Raw genomic sequence first — 21,960 nt, forward strand, 5'->3', positions numbered from 1 at the left:
CATGTCTGAGTCCCGAAGCATTGCTTCCAAAAAGCTTTCAGTATCGTGGGTCAGGCGGATCGGAGTTCTGGCCCTCGTCGGCGTGATGGTGGCGGGAAGCTTGGCATCGTTCGATGCCGAGGCGCGCCGCATGGGTGGCGGCCGCAGCATCGGCAAGCAATCGTCGGTGGCCTCGCAGCGCAGCACCACGCCGCCACCGGCCCAGCCGAGCCCCACGAATCCCGCGCAGCAGGCTGGCGCCCAGCGCGCCCCCGCTACGCCGGCACCCACGCCCGCTCCGGCGCGCAATCGCTGGCTCGGGCCGATCGCGGGCCTCGCGGCTGGCCTCGGCATCGCGGCGCTGCTGTCACATTTCGGGCTAGGCGAGGCGTTCGCCGGCATGATGGCGAACATGATCGTGATCGCGCTGATCGCGTTCATCGCCATCTGGCTGATCCGCAAGTTCATGGCGCGTCGCCGTGGGCCGCAGCCGGCGTATCAGGCGGGCGGCGCAGGCTTGTCGCCCTCCGGCGGACTGAACCAGATGGGCGGCTACCCGTCGTCCGAGCCGCGCTACCCGGCGCCGGCCACGGGCTCCACGGGTCAATACCTCGCGCCTGAAGCCAATTCGCTCAACACGCCGCACGCCGACACGGCGCCGACCGTTCCGGCAGGCTTCGACACCGAGGCGTTCGTGCGCAACGCGAAAGTTTATTTCGTACGCCTGCAGGCCGCGTGGGACGTGGGCAACATCGAGGATATCCGCGAATTCACCACGCCCGAGATGTTCGCCGAGATCCGTGTCGACTTGGCAGGCCGCGGCACGCAGCCCAATCAGACCGACGTCGTTCAGCTCAACGCCGACCTGCTCGCGGTGGAGGAGCGCGGTAACGAATATCTTGCGAGCGTGCGCTTCTCCGGCCTGATCCGCGAAGACGCGGGCGCTGCCGCCGCGCCGTTCGTCGAGATCTGGAATCTCTCGAAGTCGCGCACTTCCGGCGAGGGCTGGCTGCTGGCCGGTATCCAGCAGGTCGAATCGCATTGACCGACCAATGAGTTGGCATTGATGCAGCGTTGATCCCGCGCAGCCTGGTGGCGCGCGTTAGCCAGGTGGCCAGGACCCCGGCAAGGCGCGATCGGACTGCGCGAACGCTACAATAGGAACCCGCGCGAGCTGGAGCCCGCGCGGGTTTTTTTATTCCACGCCGATGACTCTCGCCGCCAAGCCTTTCGCCGCCGCTGTCAATCACCTGCTCGCCCGCGAATCGTGGGCTCGCAACCGCCTCGCACCTTATGCCGGCAAGACGGCGCGCCTGTCTTGCCCGCCGGTCGTGCTCACGCTGCTCGTGGAGCCCGAAGGCTACCTGGCGGCGGTCGAAGAGCACGACGCGCACTGCGCGGATGTCGCGCTTTCGCTGCCGGCCGGCGCGCTTTCTTCGTACGTGCAGGGCGGCCAGTCCGCCGTCATGAAGCACGTGAAGATCGAGGGCGACGCCGAATTTGCGCAGATCATCGGCAAGCTGGCGGAACACCTGCGCTGGGAGCCTGAAGAGGACCTCGCGAAGCTGATCGGCGACGCGCCGGCGTCGCGTGTCGCGACGCTTGCGCGCACGGTGCATGAGCAGGCATTGCGCACGGGGCGCAACGTGCTCGGCTCCGTGACCGAATACCTGCTCGACGAGAAGCCGCAACTCGTGCGGCGCGCCGAGCTCGACGGCTTCAACGCAGAGTTGTCGCGCGCGCGCGATGCATTGGCGCGCGTTGAGAAGCGCATCGAGCGCCTCGAACAAAAATCACAAGCGCGTGGCGCCGCGAACGGTACCCAGGCGGTGCCGTCGAGCACCGCACCGCGCGGCCCGAGCCAGACAACAGGCCACTAAAACATGCGTTTTCTGCGTTTCCTGAAGATCTTCTTTACGGTCATCCGCTTCGGACTCGACGAAATGATGTTGAGCCGGATCAATGACCGGCGCGTTGCACTCTTGCTGCGCATCACAACCATTGGCCGCAAGTTCGATCAGCCGCCCGGCGTGCGCCTGCGCCTCGCGCTCGAAAGCCTCGGGCCAATTTTCGTGAAGTTCGGCCAGGTGCTCTCCACGCGCCGCGACCTGCTGCCGCTCGAAATCGCCAACGAACTCGCGAAGCTGCAGGACCAGGTGCCGCCGTTCGAATCGCAGGTGGCAATCGACATCATCGAAAAATCGCTGGGCGCGCCCGTCGACACGCTGTTCGACGAATTCGAGCGCGTGCCGGTGGCGAGCGCCTCGATCGCTCAGGTGCACTTCGCGAAGGTGAAGTCCGGCCAGCATGCGGGCAAGGCCGTGGCGGTGAAGGTGCTGCGCCCGAACATGCGGCCCGTGATCGATTCGGACCTGCTGCTGCTGCGCGACATCGCCGTATGGGCCGAGCGCCTGTGGGCCGACGGCAAGCGCCTGAAGCCGCGCGAAGTGGTGGCCGAATTCGACAAATACCTGCACGACGAACTCGACCTCATGCGGGAGGCCGCCAACGGCAGCCAGCTGCGCCGCAATTTCGTGGGCCTCGACCTGCTGCTCGTGCCGGAGATGTACTGGGAGTTCAGCGCGCCGGACGTGCTCGTGATGGAGCGCATGGTGGGCGTGCCGATCAGCCAGGTGGACAAGCTGCGTGCGGCCGGCGTCGACATTCCGAAGCTCGCGCGCGAGGGCGTGGAAATTTTCTTCACGCAGGTGTTCCGCGACGGCTTCTTTCATGCCGACATGCACCCCGGCAACATCCAGGTCAGTCTCGACCCCGCGCATTTCGGGCGCTACATCGCACTCGATTTCGGCATCGTCGGGGCGCTCTCGGACTTCGACAAGAACTACCTCGCGCAGAACTTCCTCGCATTCTTCAAGCGCGACTATCACCGCGTCGCCACGCTGCACATCGAATCGGGATGGGTGCCGCCCACCACGCGCGTCGAGGAGCTGGAGAGCGCGATCCGCGCCGTCTGCGAACCGTATTTCGATCGCGCGCTCAAGGACATTTCGCTCGGCCAGGTGCTGCTGCGTCTGTTCCAGACCTCGCGGCGGTTCAATGTGGAGATCCAGCCGCAGCTCGTGCTGCTGCAAAAGACCATGCTCAACGTCGAAGGTCTTGGGCGCTCGCTCGATCCGGAACTGGATCTCTGGAAAACGGCCAAGCCTTATCTTGAACGCTGGATGACCGAGCAGATCGGCCTGCGCGGCTGGTACGAGCGTTTCAAGATCGAGGCGCCGCAGTGGAGCAAGACGCTGCCGCAGTTGCCGCGTCTCGTGCACCAGGCGCTGCTGCATCGCCAGGCCCCCGCGCATCTCGCCAATGACGACACCATTCGCCAGATTCTTGCCGAGCAGCGCCGCACCAATCGCCTGCTGCAGGGCCTCGTGCTGTTCGGCGTGGCGGTGGGGGTGGGCATGGTCGCTGCGCGCATGTGGCTGACGCTGGCGTATGGTGGATGAGGCGCGAATCAGGCCCTGACAAGACCGACCTGCTTCGCCGACAAGGAGTGACACGATGAACGATCCGACCTGTCCCCAGCAGCCAGGCGGGGCGCCTGATGACGTGCCCGGCGGGGTGCCCGACGGGGTGCCCGAGTTCCAGACGCGCGACCCGGGCGCGCGCGAGTTCTGGGACGAGCGCTTCGAGCGCGGCTTCACGCCATGGGATCAAGCCGGCGTCCAGCCGGCCTTCGAGTCTTTCGCGCAGGCTCATTCCGCCGCTGCCGTGCTGATACCTGGCTGCGGCAACGCGTGGGAAGCGCGCTGGCTGGCCGAGCGCGGCCGGACCGTGCGGGCGATCGATTTCGCGCCGTCGGCGGTGGCGAATGCGCGCGTAGCGCTCGGCGATTTCGCGGATGTGGTCGAGGAAGCGGACTTCTTCACCTACGAACCGCCATTCGCGGCGGACTGGATTTTCGAGCGCGCGTTTCTATGCGCGCTGCCCAAGGCGCTCCGGCCGCACTACGCGCAGCGCATGGCGGCATTGCTTGCACCGGGCGCGCTGCTGGCGGGTTTCTTCTTTCTCGGCGATACCCCAAAAGGGCCGCCGTTCGGCATCTCGCGCACCGAACTCGACGCGCTGCTAACGCCTTGGTTCACGCTGCTCGACGACCAGCCCGTGGAGGGCTCGCTGCCCGTGTTCGTCGGCCGCGAGCGCTGGCTCACGTGGCAGCGCAACGACATGCCCGCCGCGCCACCCCCGTCGTCGCGAACGTGAAAACGCGCACGCGCACTTGATCGCGCGCAAGCCGCCCCCAGCTACAGCAGCGTCGCTTTCGCCCAACCTGGCCCGGCAAATCCCGGGCCAGGGGAGCGTTTGCGGCTATAATTCAAGGCTTTGCAAGCATTTCTCAGAATTTCACCCGTTTCATCAGGAAAGAGATCATGCCGATCTACGCTTATCGCTGCGAGTCGTGCGGCTTCGACAAGGACGTCCTGCAAAAGATCAGCGATGCGCCCCTGACGCAGTGCCCGAGCTGCGGCGCGGACACATTTCGCAAGCAGGTCACCGCGGCTGGCTTCCAGCTGAAGGGCTCGGGCTGGTACGTCACCGATTTCCGCGGCGGCCAGTCCGGCGGCACGAGCGCTGCGGCAACCGGCGCGAAGTCTGCCGAAGGCACGTCGTCGTCCGAGGGCAGCAAGCCGGCGGGCGAGGGCGCGAGCGCCGCAACGCCCGCGGCCGCACCCGCAGCCGCTTCCGCGAGCTCGGCGACCGGCACGGCCGGCACCTCCTGAAACCTGCTGCCAGGCTCCCCCTGAGTCCGGCGGCGCAAGCGCCGCGCGTCGCGCGGCCCGGATGGCGTGTACATGACGATCAAGAAAGCGACCTTCAAATCGGTATTCCTGACCGGCCTTCTCGTGCTGGTGCCTTTGGCCATCACGCTGTGGGTGCTGAATCTCGTCATCGGCACGATGGACCAGACGCTGCTCCTGCTGCCCGCAGCATGGCGGCCTCCGGTGCACCTGCCCGGCCTGGGCGCGATCCTCACGCTGGCGTTCATCTTCCTGGTGGGCTTGCTCACGCACAACTTCGTCGGCCAGAAGCTGGTGGTGTGGTGGAACGGGCTGGTGCGCCGCATCCCGATCGTGGGCCCGCTGTACAGCAGCATCCAGCAGGTTTCCGATACACTGCTTTCCAGCAATGGCAATGCTTTTCGCAAGGCACTCCTGATCGAGTACCCGCGCAAGGGCTCCTGGACCATCGCGTTCCTCACCGGCATTCCGGGCGGCGACGTGGTGAACCATCTGCAGGGCGAGCACGTGAGCGTTTATGTGCCGACCACGCCCAATCCCACTTCGGGTTTTTTCCTGATGGTGCCGAAGAGCGAGGTGATCGAACTCGACATGACGGTCGACGCCGCGCTCAAGTATATTGTTTCGATGGGCGTCGTCGCGCCGGTCGCGAATTCCCGCCGCCCCATCGATCCCCCGCTTTAAATACCGGACGCCGCGCCGCATGCGGCGCTCCCGTTCATTCATGCATAACGAAAGACGAACATCATGTCGATGAGATCTGAATACTGCGGTCTGGTGACCGAACAGCTGCTGGGCCAAACTGTTTCGCTGTGCGGATGGGTGCAGCGCCGCCGCGACCACGGCGGTGTCATTTTCATCGACCTGCGCGATCGCGAGGGCCTCGTCCAGGTGGTGTGCGACCCCGACCGCGCCGAGATGTTCAAGACTGCCGAAGGCGTGCGCAACGAGTTCTGCGTCCAGGTGAAGGGTCTCGTGCGCAACCGTCCGGAAGGCACGGTCAACGCGAATCTCACGAGCGGCAAGATCGAAGTGCTGTGCCACGAGCTCGTGGTGCTGAACGCATCGGTTACGCCGCCGTTCCAGCTCGACGACGACAACCTCTCGGAAACCACGCGTCTCACGCATCGCGTGCTCGACCTGCGCCGTCCGCAGATGCAGCACAATCTGCGCCTGCGCTACCGCGTGACGATGGCCGTGCGCAAGTATCTCGATTCGCTCGGCTTCATCGACATCGAAACGCCGATGCTCACGAAGAGCACGCCCGAAGGCGCGCGCGACTACCTCGTGCCGTCGCGCGTGAACGCGGGCCAGTTCTTCGCGCTGCCGCAGTCGCCGCAGCTCTTCAAGCAGTTGCTGATGGTGGCGAACTTCGACCGCTACTACCAGATCGTCAAATGCTTCCGCGACGAAGACCTGCGCGCCGACCGTCAGCCCGAATTCACGCAGATCGACTGCGAAACGTCGTTCCTCGGCGAGCAGGAAATTCGCGACCTGTTCGAAGACATGGCGCGTCACGTGTTCAAGGAAACGATCGGCGTCGAACTCGACGCGAAGTTCCCGATCATGCCGTACTCGGAAGCCATGAGCCGCTTCGGTTCGGACAAGCCGGACCTGCGCGTGAAGCTCGAATTTACCGAGCTGACCGACGCCATGAAGGACGTCGACTTCAAGGTGTTCAGCGCACCGGCCAACACGAAGGACGGCCGCGTCGCGGCGCTGCGCGTGCCCAAGGGCGCGGAGCTCTCGCGCGGCGACATCGACGGCTACACGGAATTCGTGCGCATCTACGGCGCGAAGGGCCTCGCGTGGATCAAGGTCAACGAAGCCGCGAAGGGCCGTGACGGCCTGCAAAGCCCGATCGTCAAGAACCTGCACGACGCCGCGATCGCCGCGATCCTCGAGCGCACCGGCGCGCAAGACGGCGACATCATCTTCTTCGCGGCCGACCGCGCGAAGGTCGTGAACGACAGTCTCGGCGCGCTGCGCCTGAAGATCGGCCATTCGGAGTTCGGCAAGGCCAACGGTCTCGTCGAAAAGGGCTGGAAGCCGCTGTGGGTGATCGACTTCCCGATGTTCGAGTACGACGAGGAAGAAAACCGTTACGTGGCCGCGCACCACCCGTTCACGAGCCCGAAGGACGAGCACCTGGAATACCTGGAAACGGATCCGGGCCGCTGCCTCGCGAAGGCTTACGACATGGTGCTGAACGGCTGGGAAATCGGCGGCGGCTCGGTGCGTATCTATCAGGAAGACGTGCAGAGCAAGGTGTTCCGCGCGCTCAAGATCGGTGCTGAGGAAGCGCGTGCGAAGTTCGGCTTCCTGCTCGACGCGCTGCAGTACGGCGCGCCTCCGCATGGCGGCATCGCGTTCGGTCTGGACCGCATCGTCACGATGATGGCCGGCGCCGACTCGATCCGCGACGTGATCGCATTCCCGAAGACGCAGCGCGCGCAGTGTCTGCTCACGCAGGCGCCGAGCGAAGTGGACGAGCGTCAGCTTCGCGAACTGCATATCCGTCTGCGTCAGCCCGAGCAGAAGACGGCGCAATAAGCGGCGTCACCCAATACAGAAAAGGCGGCAACACAAAAAAGGCGCATCGTGCGCCTTTTTTGCTTTTTGCGTTAAATTCATCATTCAAGCGCCGCGCGCTGTTTCGCACATTGCTCCGCGTATCTCTCAAGACGTACCGTCGCGCACCATCGCCATGCAGAAGCCGCCGAAGATTCCGCAATCCGTACTCGTCGTCATTCATACCCCGCGGCTCGAAGTCCTGATCATCGAGCGCGCCGACCGGGCGGGCTTCTGGCAGTCGGTGACCGGATCGAAGGACCGTCTCGACGAGGCGTACGTCGAAACGGCTATTCGAGAGGTTGCCGAGGAAACCGGGATCGTGGTGGGCGCGCCGGACGTACCGCAGCACGCGCTGCGTGACTGGCGCCACGAGATCGAGTACGAAATCTATCCGGTCTGGCGGCACCGCTATGCGCCGGGCGTCACGCGCAACACCGAGCACTGGTTCAGCCTCGAGGTGCCCGAGGGCACGCTCGTCACGCTCGCGCCGCGCGAGCACGTGGCGTATCGATGGCTGCCTTACGAAGAGGCGGCCGCGCAGTGCTTCTCCTGGTCGAATCGCGAAGCGATCCTGCAACTGCCCGGGCGGCTCGAGCAGCTTCGTGGGGCGCAGGTGTGAGCGATACCCGCACCGAACCCGGCACCGAATCTGGCACAGACTCGCAGCGCGTAATGCGGCTGCGCGATGTGCTGCTGGGGCGGCGCTATCGGTCGCGCTACCGTTTCACGAGCGGCAACGACGTGCGCCTGTTCTGCTCAGGCGCGGAACTCTTCGGGGCGATGGTCGAGCATATCGATGCCGCCACGCGCGACGTCGCTATCGAAACCTATATCTTCTGCGACGACGAGATCGGCCGCGCACTCTCTGCGGCGCTCGTGCGCGCGGCGCAGCGCGGCGTGCGCGTGCGCGTGATTACCGACGGCATCGGCACGCCTCATCTCGCGCTCTTCGAGGCCTGGCTCGCGGCCGGCATCGAGCATCGCGTCTACAACCCGCATATCTTCGGGCGCTTCGGTTTTTCGCGCACGCATCGCAAGCTCGCTGTGATCGACGATCAGTACGCGTCGTGCGGCGGCATCAACGTGATCGACGACCTCGAGCAGGACGGCAAGACGCTGCCGTATCCGCGCTGGGATTTCGCCGTTGAATTGCATGGTCCTGTAGTGGTCGACGTGCGCCTCGCGTTCGAGCAGCAATGGCGGCGCATCCGGCTCGGCCATCGGCCGCCGTTGCCTGCGGGCATGCCGTCGCCCGGCGTTCCCGCGAGCGCGGGCTACCTGGCGCCGCGCCCGACCGGGCATACGATTGTGAATGCTTCATCGGCGCATATCGTCGACGATGCTTTGCGCGCACTTTCGCCCGCTATGCGCTCGGGCCCTGCCGGGCGCCTGTTTGCGCGCTTGCGCGAACGTCTGCGCGCGAGCGTGCGCGACCCGCGCGCGGCGCATGTGGCGTGTGTGGCTTTCGTCGCGCGCGACAACGTCGTCAACCGGCGCGCGATCGAGAAGGCTTATCTCGATGCGATCGGCGAGGCGCGCCACGAAGTGCTGCTCGCCAATCCGTACTTCATGCCGGGGCGCCGGCTGCGCCGCGCGCTTCTCGAGGCCGCCGAGCGCGGCGTCGCCGTCAAGCTTTTGATCGGACGAAAAGAGTTTGCGGTGCTCGACTACGGCGTGCCGTTCCTCTACCACCAGCTACTGAGCGCCGGCGTGCAAATCGCTGAGTACGAGAAGACCATGCTGCATGGCAAGGTCGCGGTGGTCGATTCGAGCTGGGCGACGGTGGGCTCCTCGAATCTCGATGCGCTCTCGCTCGTGCTCAACAACGAGGCCAACGTGCTGATCGTGCAGCATGCGGAGATCGAGCGACTGCGCGACGCCATTCTCTGCGCCTTTGAAGAATCCCCGCAGATCGACCGGGCGCGCTACGAGGCGCGGCCCTGGCAGGTGCGCGCGCTGAACTGGCTGGCGTGGTCGTTCTACCGCGCGGCCATGAAACTCCTCACCGTGGGCGGCTACGACTAGCCGCTTTATCCTCCCTGCATGCACGCCTGCCATACGAATCGACAAGCCTGCAATCCAGAAATGTTCGCTTGTGCATGGCGCGCGATGCCCGAAAATTAGAGTACCGGCTAGAAATCGGTTTCTAATAAAGTTCTTGTTTTCGCGAGCGGCTGTCTTTAATAATAGTACGGCCGTTCGATTTCATTTCGGCCTTGATGTGAGGGGTTGCCCGGTTCGGATACCCACATCGCGGTCTCATCGTTACGGTAAATAAAGCTATGCGAAAAGGCGAACAGACACGAGCCGCCATTCTGGATGCAGCACTCGACCTCGCGAGCCGCGACGGACTGGAAGGTCTGACGATTGGCTTGCTTGCCGAGCGCATGCAGATGAGCAAGAGCGGCGTCTTCGCGCACTTCGGGTCGCGCGAGGACCTGCAGGTCGAGGTGGTGCGCGAGTACCACCGCAGATTCGAGGAAGAAGTCTTCTTTCCGAGCCTGCGCGAACCGCGGGGTTTGCCGCGCCTGCGTGCGATGCTCTCGCGATGGATCGAGAAGCGTATCCACGAGGTCACGACCGGCTGCATCTACATCAGCGGCGCGGTCGAGTACGACGACCGTGCGGAGAGCCAGGTGCGCGAGACGCTCGTTGCGAGCGTGACGACGTGGCGGGCAGCGTTGATGCGGGCGATTTCGCAGGCGATTGAAGAGGGGCATCTGCGCAAGGACACCGATCCCGCGCTGATGTTGTTCGAACTGTATAGCGTGACACTCGGTTTGCATCATGACGGCCGCTTCCTGCATTTGCCGGATGCGGTCGAGCATACGTGGGCCGCGTTCGAAAAACTGATCGTTTCGTACCAGAGCGTAAGCCGCTAGCGGCCGGGCGTGCGCGAGAGCGCAGCGGCGGCACATGACGGTATGCGAGAGGCCCGAAACTCCAGGTTCAATTTTGGGGAGAAGAGAGATGGGACAGTACACCGCGCCGCTGCGCGACATGCAATTCGTGCTGCACGAACTGCTGAACGTCGAAGACGAAGTCAAGCAGATGCCGAAGCACGCCGACCTCGACGCCGACACCATCAACCAGGTGCTCGAGGAAGCCGGCAAGTTCTGCTCGGAGGTGCTGTTTCCGCTGAACCAGGTCGGCGACCGCGAAGGCTGCACCTACGCCGGTGACGGCGTCGTGACCACGCCGACGGGTTTCAAGGAAGCGTACGCACAGTATGTCGAGGCCGGCTGGCCGGCGCTCGGCTGCGATCCCGAATTCGGCGGCCAGGGCCTGCCCGCGTTCGTGAACAACGCGCTCTACGAGATGCTCAACTCGGCGAACCAGGCGTGGACCATGTATCCGGGCCTCTCGCATGGCGCCTACGAGTGCCTGCACGCGCACGGCACGCCCGAACTCCAGAAGACCTATCTGCCGAAGATCGTCTCGGGCGAATGGACCGGCACGATGTGCCTGACCGAGCCGCACTGCGGCACCGACCTCGGCTTGCTGCGCACGAAGGCCGAGCCGAATGCGGACGGCTCGTACGCGCTGTCCGGCACGAAGATCTTTATCTCGGCCGGCGAGCACGACATGGCCGCCAACATCATCCATCTCGTGCTCGCGCGCCTGCCGGATGCGCCGCCGGGAACCAAGGGCATTTCGCTGTTCGTCGTGCCGAAGTTCGTACCGACCGAAGCAGGCGAGCCCGGTGTGCGCAACGGCATCAAATGCGGTTCGATCGAGCACAAGATGGGCATCCACGGCAACGCGACCTGCGTGATGAATCTCGACAGTGCGAAGGGCTGGATGGTCGGCGAGCCGAACAAGGGCTTGAACGCGATGTTCGTGATGATGAACGCCGCGCGTCTGGGCGTCGGCATGCAGGGTCTCGGCCTCACCGAAGTCGCGTACCAGAACTCGCTCGCCTATGCGAAGGAGCGTCTGCAGATGCGCGCGCTGACCGGCCCGAAGGCGCCTGAAAAGGCAGCAGACCCGATCATCGTGCATCCGGACGTGCGCCGCATGCTGCTCACGCAGAAGGCCTGGGCCGAGGGTGCGCGCGCGTTCACGTACTGGTCGGCACTGCAGATCGACAAGGAGCTCTCGCACGGCGACGAAACCGAACGCAAGGAAGCGGCCGATCTCGTCGCGCTGCTCACGCCGATCATCAAAGCCTTCCTCACCGACAACGCGTTCGAATCCACCAACCTCGGCATGCAGGTGTACGGCGGTCACGGCTTCATTTCCGAGTGGGGCATGGAGCAATACGTGCGCGACGCGCGCATCAACCAGATTTACGAAGGCACCAACACCATCCAGTCGCTCGACCTGCTCGGACGCAAGGTGCTCGGCGACATGGGCGCGAAGCTCAAGAAGTTCGGCAAGCTCGTGACGGATTTCGTCGAGGCCGAAGGCATCAAGCCGGAGATGCAGGAGTTCGTGAATCCGCTCGCCGACATCGGCGACAAGATGCAGAAGCTCACGATGGAAATAGGCATGAAGGCGATGCAGAACCCCGACGAAGTGGGTGCCGCCGCGGTGCCGTACCTGCGCACGGCGGGCCACCTCGTGTTCGCGTACTTCTGGGCGCGCATGGCGCGCATCGCGCTCGACAAGGAAAGCTCGGGCGATCCGTTCTACAAGTCGAAGCTGGCCACGGCACGCTTTTACTTCGCGAAGCTGCTGCCCGAAACGGCGACCTCGATCCGCCAGGCGCGCGCGGGCTCGAAGACGCTGATGGAAGTCGACGAAGCGCTGTTCTAAAAGCCAATGGGTACGCGCTCGTCAAAGGCGCGTGCCCCTCAACCCGATGTCCAGAGGCGGCCGACGCGTGACGCACGCCGCCCCCACACCTCAATCCGCTCGACATTGCATATCCGCTGGAGGAACAACGTGAGCAACCTCAATATTCGCAAGGTGGCCGTGCTCGGCGCCGGCGTGATGGGCGCGCAGATCGCCGCGCACCTGATCAACGCGCGCGTGCCCGTGCTGCTGTTCGATCTGCCCGCGAAAGAAGGCCCGAAGAACGCCATCGCGCTCAAGGCGATCGAAACGCTCAAGAAGCTCTCGCCCGCGCCGTTCGGCGTGAAGGACGACGCGCAATACATCACGCCTGCGAACTACGAAGACGACATCGCCAAACTCGCGCAATGCGACGTGGTGATCGAGGCGATCGCCGAGCGCATGGACTGGAAGCACGACCTCTACAAGAAGGTCGCGCCGCATATCGGCCCGAACGCGATCTTCGCGACCAACACCTCGGGCCTGTCGATCACGGAATTGTCCGAAGGCTTCGACGATAACCTCAAGGCGCGCTTTTGCGGCGTGCACTTCTTCAATCCGCCGCGCTACATGCACCTCGTCGAGCTGATCCCGACGACGCATACCAAGCCTGAAATCCTCGATCAGCTCGAATCGTTCCTCACGAGCGTGGTGGGCAAGGGCGCGGTGCGCGCGAAGGATACGCCGAACTTCATCGCGAACCGCGTGGGCGTGTTCTCGATCCTCGCGGTGATCGCCGAGGCGAAGAAGTTCGGCCTGCGCTTCGACGAAGTCGACGACCTCACTGGCGCACGCCTTGGCCGCGCGAAGTCGGCAACGTTCCGGACTGCTGACGTTGTCGGCCTCGACACCATGCAGCACGTCATCAGGACGATGCAGGACAACCTCAAGGATGATCCGTTCTTCCCTGTGTACGAAACGCCGGCCGTGCTCGCGGGTCTCGTTGCGAAGGGCGCGCTCGGCCAGAAGACCGGCGGCGGCTTCTATCGCAAGGAAGGCAAGACGATCAAGGTGCTCGACGCCAGCACGGGCGAGTACGTCGACGGCGGCGGCAAGGCCGACGAACTGGTGGGCCGCATCCTCAAGCGGCCGCCCGCCGAACGCCTGAAGCTGCTGCGCGAAACGCAGCATCCACAGGCGCAGTTCCTGTGGTCGATTTTCCGCGACGTGTTCCATTACATCGGCGTGCATCTGGCGTCGATCGCCGACAACGCGCGCGACGTCGATCTCGCGATCCGCTGGGGCTTCGGCTGGAACGAAGGTCCGTTCGAGGGCTGGCAGGCCGCGGGCTGGAAGCAGGTGGCCGAGTGGGTGAGGGAAGACATCGACGCAGGCAAGGCGCTCTCGAATGCGCCGCTGCCCGCCTGGGTGTTCGATGGCCCGGTGGCCGCGAACGGCGGCGTGCATGGCGCGGAAGGTTCGTGGTCGGCGGCTGAGGCGCGCTTCGTGCCGCGCTCGAACTTGCCGGTGTACGAGCGCCAGGTGTTCCGCGCGGCGCTCGTTGGCGAAACCAGTGCACGCGATCCGAAGACCTTCGGCAAGACGCTGTTCGAGAACGAGCATCTGCGCGCGTGGGTTGACGAGCGCGCCGGCGAGGACGACGTCGTGATCGTCTCGTACAAGAGCAAGATGAACACCATGGGTCCGGGCGTGCTCGACTCGCTCGTGAAGGCCATCGACATCGCCGAAGATGGCTACAAGGGCGTCGTGATCTGGCAGCCGACGTCGCTGAAGCTCGGCACGCCGGGCGGCCCGTTTTCGGCGGGCGCGAACCTCGAAGAAGCCATGCCTGCGTTCATGATGGGCGGCGCCAAGGGCATCGAGCCGTTCGTGAAGAAGTTCCAGGACACCATGCTGCGCGTGAAGTACGCCAACGTGCCGGTGGTGGCTGCCGTGTCGGGCATCGCGCTCGGCGGCGGCTGCGAAATCATGCTGCACAGCGCGAAGCGCGTCGCGCACATCGAGAGCTATGTCGGCCTCGTGGAAGTGGGCGTGGGTCTCGTGCCGGCGGGCGGCGGCCTCAAGGAAGCGGCGCTGCGTGCTGCCGATGCCGCGCAAGCGGTTGGCGCAGCGCCCAGCGATCTGCTCAAGTTCCTGCAGAAGTCGTTCGAGAACGCGGCAATGGCCAAGGTCTCGGGCTCGGCGCTCGAAGCGCGCGCGATGGGTTATCTGAAGCCTTCGGACACCATCGTCTTCAACGTGTTCGAACTGCTCGACACGGCGAAGAAGGAGGCGCGTGCATTGAGCGCGGCCGGCTGGCGTCCGCCGCTGCGCGCGACGCAGATTCCGGTCGCGGGCCGCTCGGCGATCTCGACCATCAAGGCGTCGCTCGTGAACATGCGCGATGGCCGTTTCATCAGCGACCACGATTTCCTGATCGCGGGCCGCATCGCGGAAGCGGTGTGCGGCGGCGATGTCGAAGCGGGCAGCCTCGTCGACGAAGCCTGGCTGCTCACGCTCGAGCGCCGCGCCTTTGTCGACTTGCTCGGCACGCAAAAGACGCAGGAACGCATCATGGGCATGCTGCAAACCGGCAAGCCGGTGCGCAACTAAAACGGCACGACGTACGCATATAACGGACTGGAGTAAGAGATGAGCAAACAGTTGCAGGACGCCTACATCGTCGCCGCGAGCCGCACGCCCATCGGAAAGGCGCCGCGCGGCGCGTTCAGGAACACCCGCCCCGACGAGTTGCTGGTGCACGCAATCAAGTCGGCGGTGGCGCAGGTGCCGGGACTCGACACCAAGGTGATCGAAGACGCCATCATCGGTTGCGCGATTCCCGAGGCGGAGCAGGGCTTGAACGTGGCGCGCATTGGCGCGCTGCTCGCGGGGCTGCCGCAGAGCGTGGGCGGCGTGACCGTCAACCGCTTTTGCGCCTCGGGCCTCACGGCGCTCGCGATGGCCGCGGACCGCATCCGCGTGGGCGAAGCCGACGCGATGATCGCGGGCGGCTGCGAGTCGATGAGCATGGTGCCGATGATGGGCAACAAGCCGTCGCTCTCGCCGCACATCTTCGACCGCAATGAGGACATCGGCATTGCTTACGGCATGGGTTTGACCGCCGAGAAGGTCGCGGAGCGCTGGAAGGTGAGCCGCGAGGCGCAGGACGCGTTCTCGGTGGAGTCGCACCGCCGCGCGCTAGCCGCGCAACAGGCGGGCGAGTTCAAGGACGAGATCGCGCCGTACACGATCGTCGAGCGATTTCCGGATCTCGCCACGGGCGAAGTGAAGGTGAAGGAGCGTTTGATCGAGCTCGACGAAGGCCCGCGCGCGGAGACCTCGCTCGAAGGCCTCGCGAAGCTGCGTCCGGTGTTCGCGAACAAGGGCTCGGTCACGGCGGGCAACAGCTCGCAGACTTCGGATGGCGCGGGCGCGCTGATCGTCGTCTCCGAGAAGATGCTCAAGCAGTTCAACCTCACGCCGCTCGCGCGCTTCGTGAGCTTCGCGGTGCGCGGCGTGCCGCCCGAGATCATGGGCATCGGCCCGAAGGAAGCGATTCCGGCGGCGCTGAAGGCAGCCGGGCTCAAGCAGGACGATCTCGACTGGATCGAGCTCAACGAGGCGTTTGCCGCGCAGTCGCTGGCGGTGATCCAGGACCTCGGCCTCGATCCTTCGAAGATCAACCCGCTCGGCGGCGCGATCGCGCTCGGCCACCCGCTCGGAGCGACAGGCGCGATCCGCGCTTCGACGGTCGTGCACGGGCTGCGCCGCCGCAACTACAAGTACGGCATGGTGACGATGTGCGTCGGCACCGGCATGGGCGCGGCGGGCATCATCGAGCGGCTGTAAGCACATCACTCCGCGAGTGCATGGGCGCTATCGACACGGTTCGCGGGCTTCACGGCCCGCGGGCCGTTTTTCGTATCGGGCTCGCCACGACGTCGAGCCCGGCAGGAGACAACTACATGAGCAACGAAATCCTGATCGCACGCGAAAACGGCGTGCTGACGATCACCATCAACCGGCCCGAGCGCAAGAACGCGCTGACGCCCGCGATGTACCAGGCGATGGCCGACGAGCTGGCTGCGGCGCAGGATGACGCCGCCGTGCGCGTCGTGCTGATGCGCGGTCACGCCGAAATTTTCACGGCGGGCAACGATATCGAGGATTTCCTGAAGTCGCCGCCCACCCTCACCGATTCGCCCGTGGGCCACTTCCTGAAAGCCATCGCGGTTTTCGAAAAGCCGCTCGTGGCGGCCGTGGCGGGGGCGGCCATCGGCGTGGGCACGACGTTGCTGCTGCACTGTGACATGGTCTATGCCGCCGATACCGCGCGCTTCGCCATGCCGTTCGCGCAACTCGGGCTGTGCCCCGAGGCGGCTTCGTCGCTGTTGCTGCCACGCGTGGCCGGCTATCAGGGCGCGGCGGAAAAGCTGCTGCTCGGCGATGCCTTCGATGCAGCCGAGGCGCACCGCATGGGTTTCGTGAATCGCGTGCTGCCCGCCGCCGAGCTCGATGCATTCGTGGCCGCGCAACTGGCGAAGCTCGTCGCGCTGCCCGCTTCGTCGCTGCGCGTGACCAAGGCGCTCATGAAGCGCGCGAGCGCGCATGAGGTTGCGACGCAGATGGAAGAGGAGGGCGGGCACTTCCGCACGATGCTGGTCGCGCCTGAAGCGCGCGAGGCGTTCACGGCTTTTCTGCAAAAGCGCAAGCCCGATTTCCGGCAGTTCGACTGAGCGATTGGGCGACTGAAACCACGCGCTTCGGCGCGCGTCGTTCGAGCGGTTAAGAGGGGGTTAACTAGCTCAATTGGCGCCCGGCACGGCATTCTGCGCCGTGTCGTAATCGACATAGCCGGACTCGCGGCAGAAGCTCACGAGCCGCAATCCGGCGCGCTTCGCGATGGCGATGGCGAGCGTCGAGGGCGCCGAGATGGTCGCCACCATCGGGATGCCTACGCGCGCGGCCTTGCGCACCAGCTCGTAGCTCGCCCGGCTGGAGAGGAACACGAAGCCTTGCTGCGTGTCGGCGCGCTCGATCACCAGTTGGCCTATGAGCTTGTCGAGCGCGTTGTGGCGGCCCACGTCTTCGAACGCGCGCAAGATTGCACCGTTCGCATCGCACCATGCGGCCGCGTGCAGCCCGCCCGTGAGTTTCGTGAGGGCCTGATGTTGCGGCAGTTCGCGGGCGGCGCGCGCGATGGCGTCCGGCGCAAGGCGCGTGAGAAAGCCCGTATCGGGCACGATTTCGGGCTCGAGGTCGAGCAAATCGATGCTCTCGATGCCGCACACGCCGCAGCCGCTACGCCCGGCGAGGGCCCGGCGCTTCTCCTTCAACTCGACGAACGCTTGCTGCACGACCGTGAGATGGACCTCGGCGTGCGGCAGCGCGTCCGAATCCGGCTTGGCATACCAGAAGACTTCGATGTCCTGGATATCGGCGTTGCGCGCGACGATGCCTTCCGAGATGGCGAAACCAACCGCGAACGCTTCGAGATCGCGCGGCGTGCACATCATGACCGCGTGCGAGATGCCGTTGAAGACGAGCGCGACGGGCCATTCCTGGCCCACGTGATCGGTGAGCGTCTCCACCGCGCCGCCGCGATGCCGGTGCACGCGCAGCTCGATGGCGCCGGGCTGGCCTTCGGTTGCCAGCGGGTTTGGCGCGGCGTTTGGCGTGGCTTGGGGGGCGGCATTGGGGGCGTTGCTGGGGGCGGCGTCTGGCGCGGCGGGCAAATGAGGGTTCGGTCGGGAATTCAAGCAGGGTGCTCCATCAAGGCCTGGTGCGTCGTCGTGCATTCTGGCGGGCCGCACGGGCATGCGCTTGACGCGGAAGGTTCTAAAATACCTCAAGCGGGCGCCTTTCGCTGCCGTCCGGCTGTTCGCCCAGTTTTTTACCCAGCCTTTGCCCGGACGGGCCCGCATCGTGAGAAGGAATAACGCCATGGCCTTGACCGAAGCTCCGCTGCTGTTCCATTACGAGGTCGAATCGTCGGAAGATCTCACCTTCATCCCTATGTGCGTGCGCTTCAATCTGGACCGCTTCGGGCTGCGCATCTCGCTCGCGCAGTGGCAGCTGCTGCCCTATGAAGACCGCCGCCTGCTCGCGCGCTTTCCCGTCGACGAGGACACCGAGATCGAGCCCAATTTCGATCACGCGCTCTTCGAGATGTTGCGCACGCATGCCAATGTCGAGCCCGAATGGTTCGCACCCGAGGAAGCGCCTGCCTGGCGGGACACCCAGACCGTGCCGGGCGGCATCGCGAATCAGGCGGCGCTCGCGAACCTGAGCGCGCCGGCTGTCGAGGACTGGGCCCGGCTCGCGCCGTTCCAGCGCTATGTGCTGACCAAGCTCGCGCGCAAGCCCGAGGCGAATCACGATTTCGTGCCGGCGATGCGGGAGTTCGGGCTGGCGGCGCCGGGGCAGGCGGCGTCGTGAGCCGCCGCACAAGCCACCCCATGAGCCACCCCATGAGCCGCGCGTCTCGCCCTCACGCGTTTTCCTAAAGGTCTTGCCGTATTTTGCCGTTATCTGGTATGGCGCATTCGCGCTGGCGCAGATGCGCGCCGGCCGGTTGCGCGCAGATCGTAAGCAGTCTTTCCGTGCCCGCCGCACGGGGGCGAACGGCGTTCGGCATTCATGAATCTTCATTACTCGAAGCGGCACCTCATCAACCTGCTGGTCGTTGCCGCCGCCGTGGGCGCGAACGCTTTCGTGGCGTGGGCGCAGATCGGCGCGCAGCGCGAGATCAACGAGCGGGCGGTGCAGGCTGCGCGCGTGCGGCAGGATCTGGATCGTTTTCGCAATGCGCTTGACAGCGGGCTTGCAGTACTTGGCCGCATCGAGGCTGGCGGCGTGACGGAGTCTCCCGGCGAGCGCGAAGCCCGCGCCGTCGCGCTTCGCGATACGGCGCAGACATTGCGCGACGAGCTGGCCGGGGATCCCGCGCAGGCTCGGCGTTTCGACGACATGGAGGGGCAAGCCGCGCGGCTTGCCCGCGAGATCGACGAAACGCTTTCGCGCGCACAGGCGCGGCTCGCCGATGCCCGCGTGCAGGGCAGCGCGCAGCAAGCCATGGCGGCCGCAGCGCAACCGGGCGACGCGAAAGCCGCCGATGCCGCGCTGACGAAAGTCGCGTCCTGGATCGCCAGCGAATACATTCGGCTCGATGCGCGCGCCGACCGCGTCGACGCCACGCTCTCGGCCTTGCAGGGCGACCAGGATCGCGCGCTCGCCGGCGTGTTCGCCGAGTCGTCGAGCATGGGCCGCCGCGCGTCGATCCTGCTGATCGTGACGATGCTCTCGGGCGCCGCGCTGCTGTTTTATACCTTCGGCGCACGCGAGAACGCCGCGCGCGAAAGGCTGCGCGCGCTTGCAGGCACGCAGGCGCGCAACGAGCGCGTCCATGGCCTGTTCGACGCCCATCCGGTGCCGATGTACGTATTCGACCGCGCAACGCTGCGCTTTCTCGCGGTCAACGCGGCGGCGATCCAGCAATACGGCTATAGCGAGGAGGAATTCCTCGCGATGACGATCCGCGATATCCGCCCCGCCGACGACGTGGCGCGGCTCGAGCAGCATCTCGCGCGCTCGGACATGCTTACGCAGAACGTGCGCATGGTGGCGGGCATCTGGCGTCATATGCGCCGCGACGGCTCGCTGATCAGCGCCGATATCTCGCACCATTCGCTGGTCTTCGAGGGCCGTGAGGCGGTATTCGTGCTTGCAGACGATGTGACCGAGCAGATCAAGGCCGAGGTCGAGGCGCAGCGCTCCAACCAGATGCTCGAGACGGTGATCGACAACATCCCGCAGCGGATCTTCTGGAAGGACGCGCGATCGCGCTACCTGGGTTGCAACATGGCCTTCGCGCGCGATGCTGGTCTGGCGTACCCCGAGCAGATCGTCGGCAAGACCGACGAGGATCTGCCGTGGTACGCCTACGTGAGAACCTTGCATGCACAGGACCGCGAAGTAATCGAGTCGGGCCTGCCGCGCGTCAATTTTGAGGAAGAGCTGACGTTCGGCGGCGTGCACCGCACCATACTGGCGAGCAAGCTGCCGTTGCTCGACGGCGCGGGCCGCGTGATGGGCGTGCTCGGCAGCTACTCGGACACCACCGAGAGCAAGCGCGCCGACCTCGCGCTGCGCCTGCAAAGCCGCGCGCTCGACGCCTGCGTGAACGCCATTCTGATCACCGCGCCGGGGCGGGACGGCAGCAACCTGATCGAATATGCGAATCCGGCGTTCCGCCGCATCACCGGCTACGATCCGGCCGAGGTGATAGGGCAGGACTGCCGCTTCCTGCAGCGCGACGACCGCGACCAGGAAGGGCTCATCGCCATGCGCCAGGCGTTGGTCTCGAACCGCGAAGTCAACACGGTGCTGCGCAACTACCGCAAGGACGGCGCGCTCTTCTGGAACCAGTTGCTGATCGCGCCGGTGCCCGACTTCGACGGGCGCATCACGCATCATATCGGCATCATCAACGACGTGACCGAGCTGATCCGCTATCAGGAACAGCTCGAATACCAGGCGAATTACGACAGCCTCACGCAGCTGCCCAACCGCAACCTGCTGCGCGACCGCCTGCAGCAGGCGCTCGTTTCGGCGCAGCGCCACCGGCGCGGCGTGGCCGTGGTGTTCATCGACCTGGACGGCTTCAAGAACGTCAACGACAGCCTCGGCCACAGCGTGGGCGACCGGCTGCTGGGCGTGGTGGCCGAACGGCTCACTCGCTGCACGCGCACGAGCGACACCGTCGCGCGCCACGGCGGCGACGAGTTCGTGATCGTGCTGACCGAGACCATCGACGAAAAAGTGCTGATCAGCTGGATGGAGCGTGCGCGCTCGATGATTTCGGAGCCCGTATGGATCGACGGCACCGAACTCTATGTGGGCTGCAGCATGGGCGCGAGCGTGTACCCGCAAGACGGCAACGACGCCGAGGCGCTGCTCAAGAAGGCCGACGTCGCCATGTACCGCGCGAAGGAACTGGGCCGCAACACGTTCCAGTTCTATCAGCCCGAGATGAACGCGAGCGCGGGCGCGCGCATGGACCTCGAGCGGCGCCTGCGCCGCGCGCTGCGCGACGGCGAGTTCTTGCTGCACTACCAGCCGCAGGTGGAGATCGAGGGCGGACGCATCGTGGGCATGGAGGCGCTGGTGCGCTGGCGCGATCCCGAGGCTGGGCTCGTGTCGCCCGCGCAGTTCATTCCCGTGGCCGAGGAAAGCGGCCTGATCGGCCCGCTGTCCGACTGGGTGCTGCGCGAGGCCTGCCGGCAGAACCGGGCGTGGCAGGACGCGGGGCTGCCGCCGGTGCGCGTATCGGTGAACTTCTCGGCGAAGACGTTTCACCAGCGCGATATCACCGAACTCGTGAAGGGCGTGCTTCAGGAGACGGGGCTCGACCCGTGCTGGCTCGAAGTCGAGCTCACCGAAAGCACGCTGATGCGAAATACGGAAGAAGCCGTGTCGATGCTCAATGCGCTGCACGAGGCTGGCGTGGGCATTGCCATCGACGATTTCGGCACCGGCTATTCGAGCCTGAGCTATCTGAAGCGGCTGCCGGTGGACCGGCTCAAGATCGACCGCTCGTTCGTGGCCGACATCGGCAACAGCAGCGACGACGAGACCATTACGGCGGCCATCATCGCGCTCGCGCACGAGCTACGGTTGCAGGTAATCGCGGAAGGCGTGGAGACGTCGCAACAGTTCGCGTTCCTGCGCGAGCGCGCGTGCGACGAACTGCAGGGATATTTCTTCGCGCCGCCGATGCCGGGAGAGGAAGCCGCGGCGCTGTTGAGCACGAGCGCGGCGTACGAGGAGGGCGCTGGCCTTGCGTGGCCCGCTTGAGGTTCGCTTGGGGCCCGCTTGGAGCCTGCTTGAGGCTAGCGCTCGCTCACGGTGTGCAGGCCAACAAGCGCGCCCAGTG

17 protein-coding genes are annotated in these 21,960 nt (G+C 65.4%); 16 read left to right on the plus strand and 1 reads right to left on the minus strand.

All coding sequences use genetic code 11. From position 1 onward, the window contains the following. The first annotated feature begins 1 nt into the window (after position 1). From NH14_RS12620 to NH14_RS12685, 14 genes are all read left to right on the plus strand, one after another. A complete protein-coding gene (locus tag NH14_RS12620) occupies positions 2–1,024 on the plus strand; it encodes a Tim44 domain-containing protein (protein WP_035533014.1) in 1,023 nt (340 codons plus the stop codon). 163 nt (positions 1,025–1,187) lie between these two features. Beyond that, the gene (locus tag NH14_RS12625; protein ID WP_052148457.1) at positions 1,188–1,859 is read left to right on the plus strand and encodes a ubiquinone biosynthesis accessory factor UbiJ; all 672 of its coding nucleotides are present in this window, start codon (positions 1,188–1,190) and stop codon (positions 1,857–1,859) included. A gap of 3 nt (positions 1,860–1,862) precedes the next feature. Beyond that, positions 1,863–3,440 carry a ubiquinone biosynthesis regulatory protein kinase UbiB gene (ubiB, locus tag NH14_RS12630; protein ID WP_035533015.1) on the plus strand — a complete coding sequence of 526 codons (1,578 nt, stop codon included), beginning with the start codon at positions 1,863–1,865 and terminating at the stop codon, positions 3,438–3,440. A gap of 55 nt (positions 3,441–3,495) precedes the next feature. After that, positions 3,496–4,197 carry a methyltransferase domain-containing protein gene (locus NH14_RS12635; protein WP_084225896.1) on the plus strand — a complete coding sequence of 234 codons (702 nt, stop codon included), beginning with the start codon at positions 3,496–3,498 and terminating at the stop codon, positions 4,195–4,197. A gap of 167 nt (positions 4,198–4,364) precedes the next feature. Further along, positions 4,365–4,715 (plus strand): FmdB family zinc ribbon protein, encoded by a 351-nt coding sequence (locus NH14_RS12640; protein ID WP_035533017.1) that lies wholly within the window; start codon positions 4,365–4,367, stop codon positions 4,713–4,715. Between the two features lie 72 nt (positions 4,716–4,787). After that, on the plus strand, positions 4,788–5,417 hold the full coding sequence (locus NH14_RS12645) for a DUF502 domain-containing protein (protein ID WP_035533018.1): 630 nt from the start codon (positions 4,788–4,790) through the stop codon (positions 5,415–5,417). Between the two features lie 63 nt (positions 5,418–5,480). Next, on the plus strand, positions 5,481–7,286 hold the full coding sequence (aspS, locus tag NH14_RS12650; protein ID WP_035533019.1) for an aspartate--tRNA ligase: 1,806 nt from the start codon (positions 5,481–5,483) through the stop codon (positions 7,284–7,286). A gap of 154 nt (positions 7,287–7,440) precedes the next feature. Continuing rightward, positions 7,441–7,926 carry a dihydroneopterin triphosphate diphosphatase gene (gene nudB, locus NH14_RS12655; protein WP_035533020.1) on the plus strand — a complete coding sequence of 162 codons (486 nt, stop codon included), beginning with the start codon at positions 7,441–7,443 and terminating at the stop codon, positions 7,924–7,926. Between the two features lie 53 nt (positions 7,927–7,979). Then, a complete protein-coding gene (gene clsB, locus NH14_RS12660) occupies positions 7,980–9,332 on the plus strand; it encodes a cardiolipin synthase ClsB (protein ID WP_035533035.1) in 1,353 nt (450 codons plus the stop codon). Positions 9,333–9,589: 257 nt separating this feature from the next. Continuing rightward, positions 9,590–10,189, plus strand: coding sequence for a TetR/AcrR family transcriptional regulator (locus NH14_RS12665; protein WP_168727141.1), 600 nt, complete (start codon positions 9,590–9,592; stop codon positions 10,187–10,189). Between the two features lie 88 nt (positions 10,190–10,277). Continuing rightward, entirely contained in the window at positions 10,278–12,065 is a 1,788-nt protein-coding gene (locus tag NH14_RS12670; protein WP_168727142.1) for an acyl-CoA dehydrogenase C-terminal domain-containing protein, read from the plus strand. A gap of 129 nt (positions 12,066–12,194) precedes the next feature. Then, complete coding sequence (locus tag NH14_RS12675; RefSeq protein WP_035534675.1) at positions 12,195–14,636, plus strand: 3-hydroxyacyl-CoA dehydrogenase/enoyl-CoA hydratase family protein; 2,442 nt, start codon at positions 12,195–12,197, stop codon at positions 14,634–14,636. A 39-nt stretch (positions 14,637–14,675) separates the two neighbouring features. Beyond that, entirely contained in the window at positions 14,676–15,875 is a 1,200-nt protein-coding gene (locus NH14_RS12680; protein ID WP_035534678.1) for an acetyl-CoA C-acyltransferase, read from the plus strand. Between the two features lie 116 nt (positions 15,876–15,991). Continuing rightward, on the plus strand, positions 15,992–16,762 hold the full coding sequence (locus NH14_RS12685; RefSeq protein WP_035534719.1) for an enoyl-CoA hydratase: 771 nt from the start codon (positions 15,992–15,994) through the stop codon (positions 16,760–16,762). 69 nt (positions 16,763–16,831) lie between these two features. On the opposite strand, the gene fdhD is transcribed toward NH14_RS12685, so the two are convergent. After that, positions 16,832–17,785 (minus strand): formate dehydrogenase accessory sulfurtransferase FdhD, encoded by a 954-nt coding sequence (fdhD, locus tag NH14_RS12690; protein ID WP_407947141.1) that lies wholly within the window; start codon positions 17,783–17,785, stop codon positions 16,832–16,834. A gap of 184 nt (positions 17,786–17,969) precedes the next feature. Between fdhD and NH14_RS12695 the strand changes: the two genes are divergently transcribed. Beyond that, positions 17,970–18,464, plus strand: a complete 495-nt coding sequence (locus tag NH14_RS12695) for a nitrate reductase associated protein (RefSeq protein ID WP_035534681.1) — start codon at positions 17,970–17,972, stop codon at positions 18,462–18,464. Positions 18,465–18,665: 201 nt separating this feature from the next. Beyond that, the gene (locus NH14_RS12700; RefSeq protein WP_035534684.1) at positions 18,666–21,881 is read left to right on the plus strand and encodes a sensor domain-containing protein; all 3,216 of its coding nucleotides are present in this window, start codon (positions 18,666–18,668) and stop codon (positions 21,879–21,881) included. Positions 21,882–21,960 lie beyond the last annotated feature (79 nt).

Source organism: Paraburkholderia sacchari (assembly GCF_000785435.2).
GTDB classification, from domain to species: Bacteria; Pseudomonadota; Gammaproteobacteria; order Burkholderiales; family Burkholderiaceae; genus Paraburkholderia; species Paraburkholderia sacchari.

Bases quoted from the DNA above. Each gene is read 5' to 3' on its own strand.
- NH14_RS12640 (WP_035533017.1), top strand. From the start codon at position 4,365: ATGCCGATCTACGCTTATCGCTGCGAGTCGTGCGGCTTCGACAAGGAC.
- NH14_RS12695 (WP_035534681.1), top strand. From the start codon at position 17,970: ATGGCCTTGACCGAAGCTCCGCTGCTGTTCCATTACGAGGTCGAATCG.
- NH14_RS12645 (WP_035533018.1), top strand. From the start codon at position 4,788: ATGACGATCAAGAAAGCGACCTTCAAATCGGTATTCCTGACCGGCCTT.
- NH14_RS12680 (WP_035534678.1), top strand. From the start codon at position 14,676: ATGAGCAAACAGTTGCAGGACGCCTACATCGTCGCCGCGAGCCGCACG.
- NH14_RS12620 (WP_035533014.1), top strand. From the start codon at position 2: ATGTCTGAGTCCCGAAGCATTGCTTCCAAAAAGCTTTCAGTATCGTGG.
- NH14_RS12625 (WP_052148457.1), top strand. From the start codon at position 1,188: ATGACTCTCGCCGCCAAGCCTTTCGCCGCCGCTGTCAATCACCTGCTC.
- aspS (WP_035533019.1), top strand. From the start codon at position 5,481: ATGTCGATGAGATCTGAATACTGCGGTCTGGTGACCGAACAGCTGCTG.
- clsB (WP_035533035.1), top strand. From the start codon at position 7,980: ATGCGGCTGCGCGATGTGCTGCTGGGGCGGCGCTATCGGTCGCGCTAC.
- NH14_RS12665 (WP_168727141.1), top strand. From the start codon at position 9,590: ATGCGAAAAGGCGAACAGACACGAGCCGCCATTCTGGATGCAGCACTC.
- ubiB (WP_035533015.1), top strand. From the start codon at position 1,863: ATGCGTTTTCTGCGTTTCCTGAAGATCTTCTTTACGGTCATCCGCTTC.
- NH14_RS12635 (WP_084225896.1), top strand. From the start codon at position 3,496: ATGAACGATCCGACCTGTCCCCAGCAGCCAGGCGGGGCGCCTGATGAC.
- NH14_RS12670 (WP_168727142.1), top strand. From the start codon at position 10,278: ATGGGACAGTACACCGCGCCGCTGCGCGACATGCAATTCGTGCTGCAC.
- NH14_RS12685 (WP_035534719.1), top strand. From the start codon at position 15,992: ATGAGCAACGAAATCCTGATCGCACGCGAAAACGGCGTGCTGACGATC.
- NH14_RS12700 (WP_035534684.1), top strand. From the start codon at position 18,666: ATGAATCTTCATTACTCGAAGCGGCACCTCATCAACCTGCTGGTCGTT.
- nudB (WP_035533020.1), top strand. From the start codon at position 7,441: ATGCAGAAGCCGCCGAAGATTCCGCAATCCGTACTCGTCGTCATTCAT.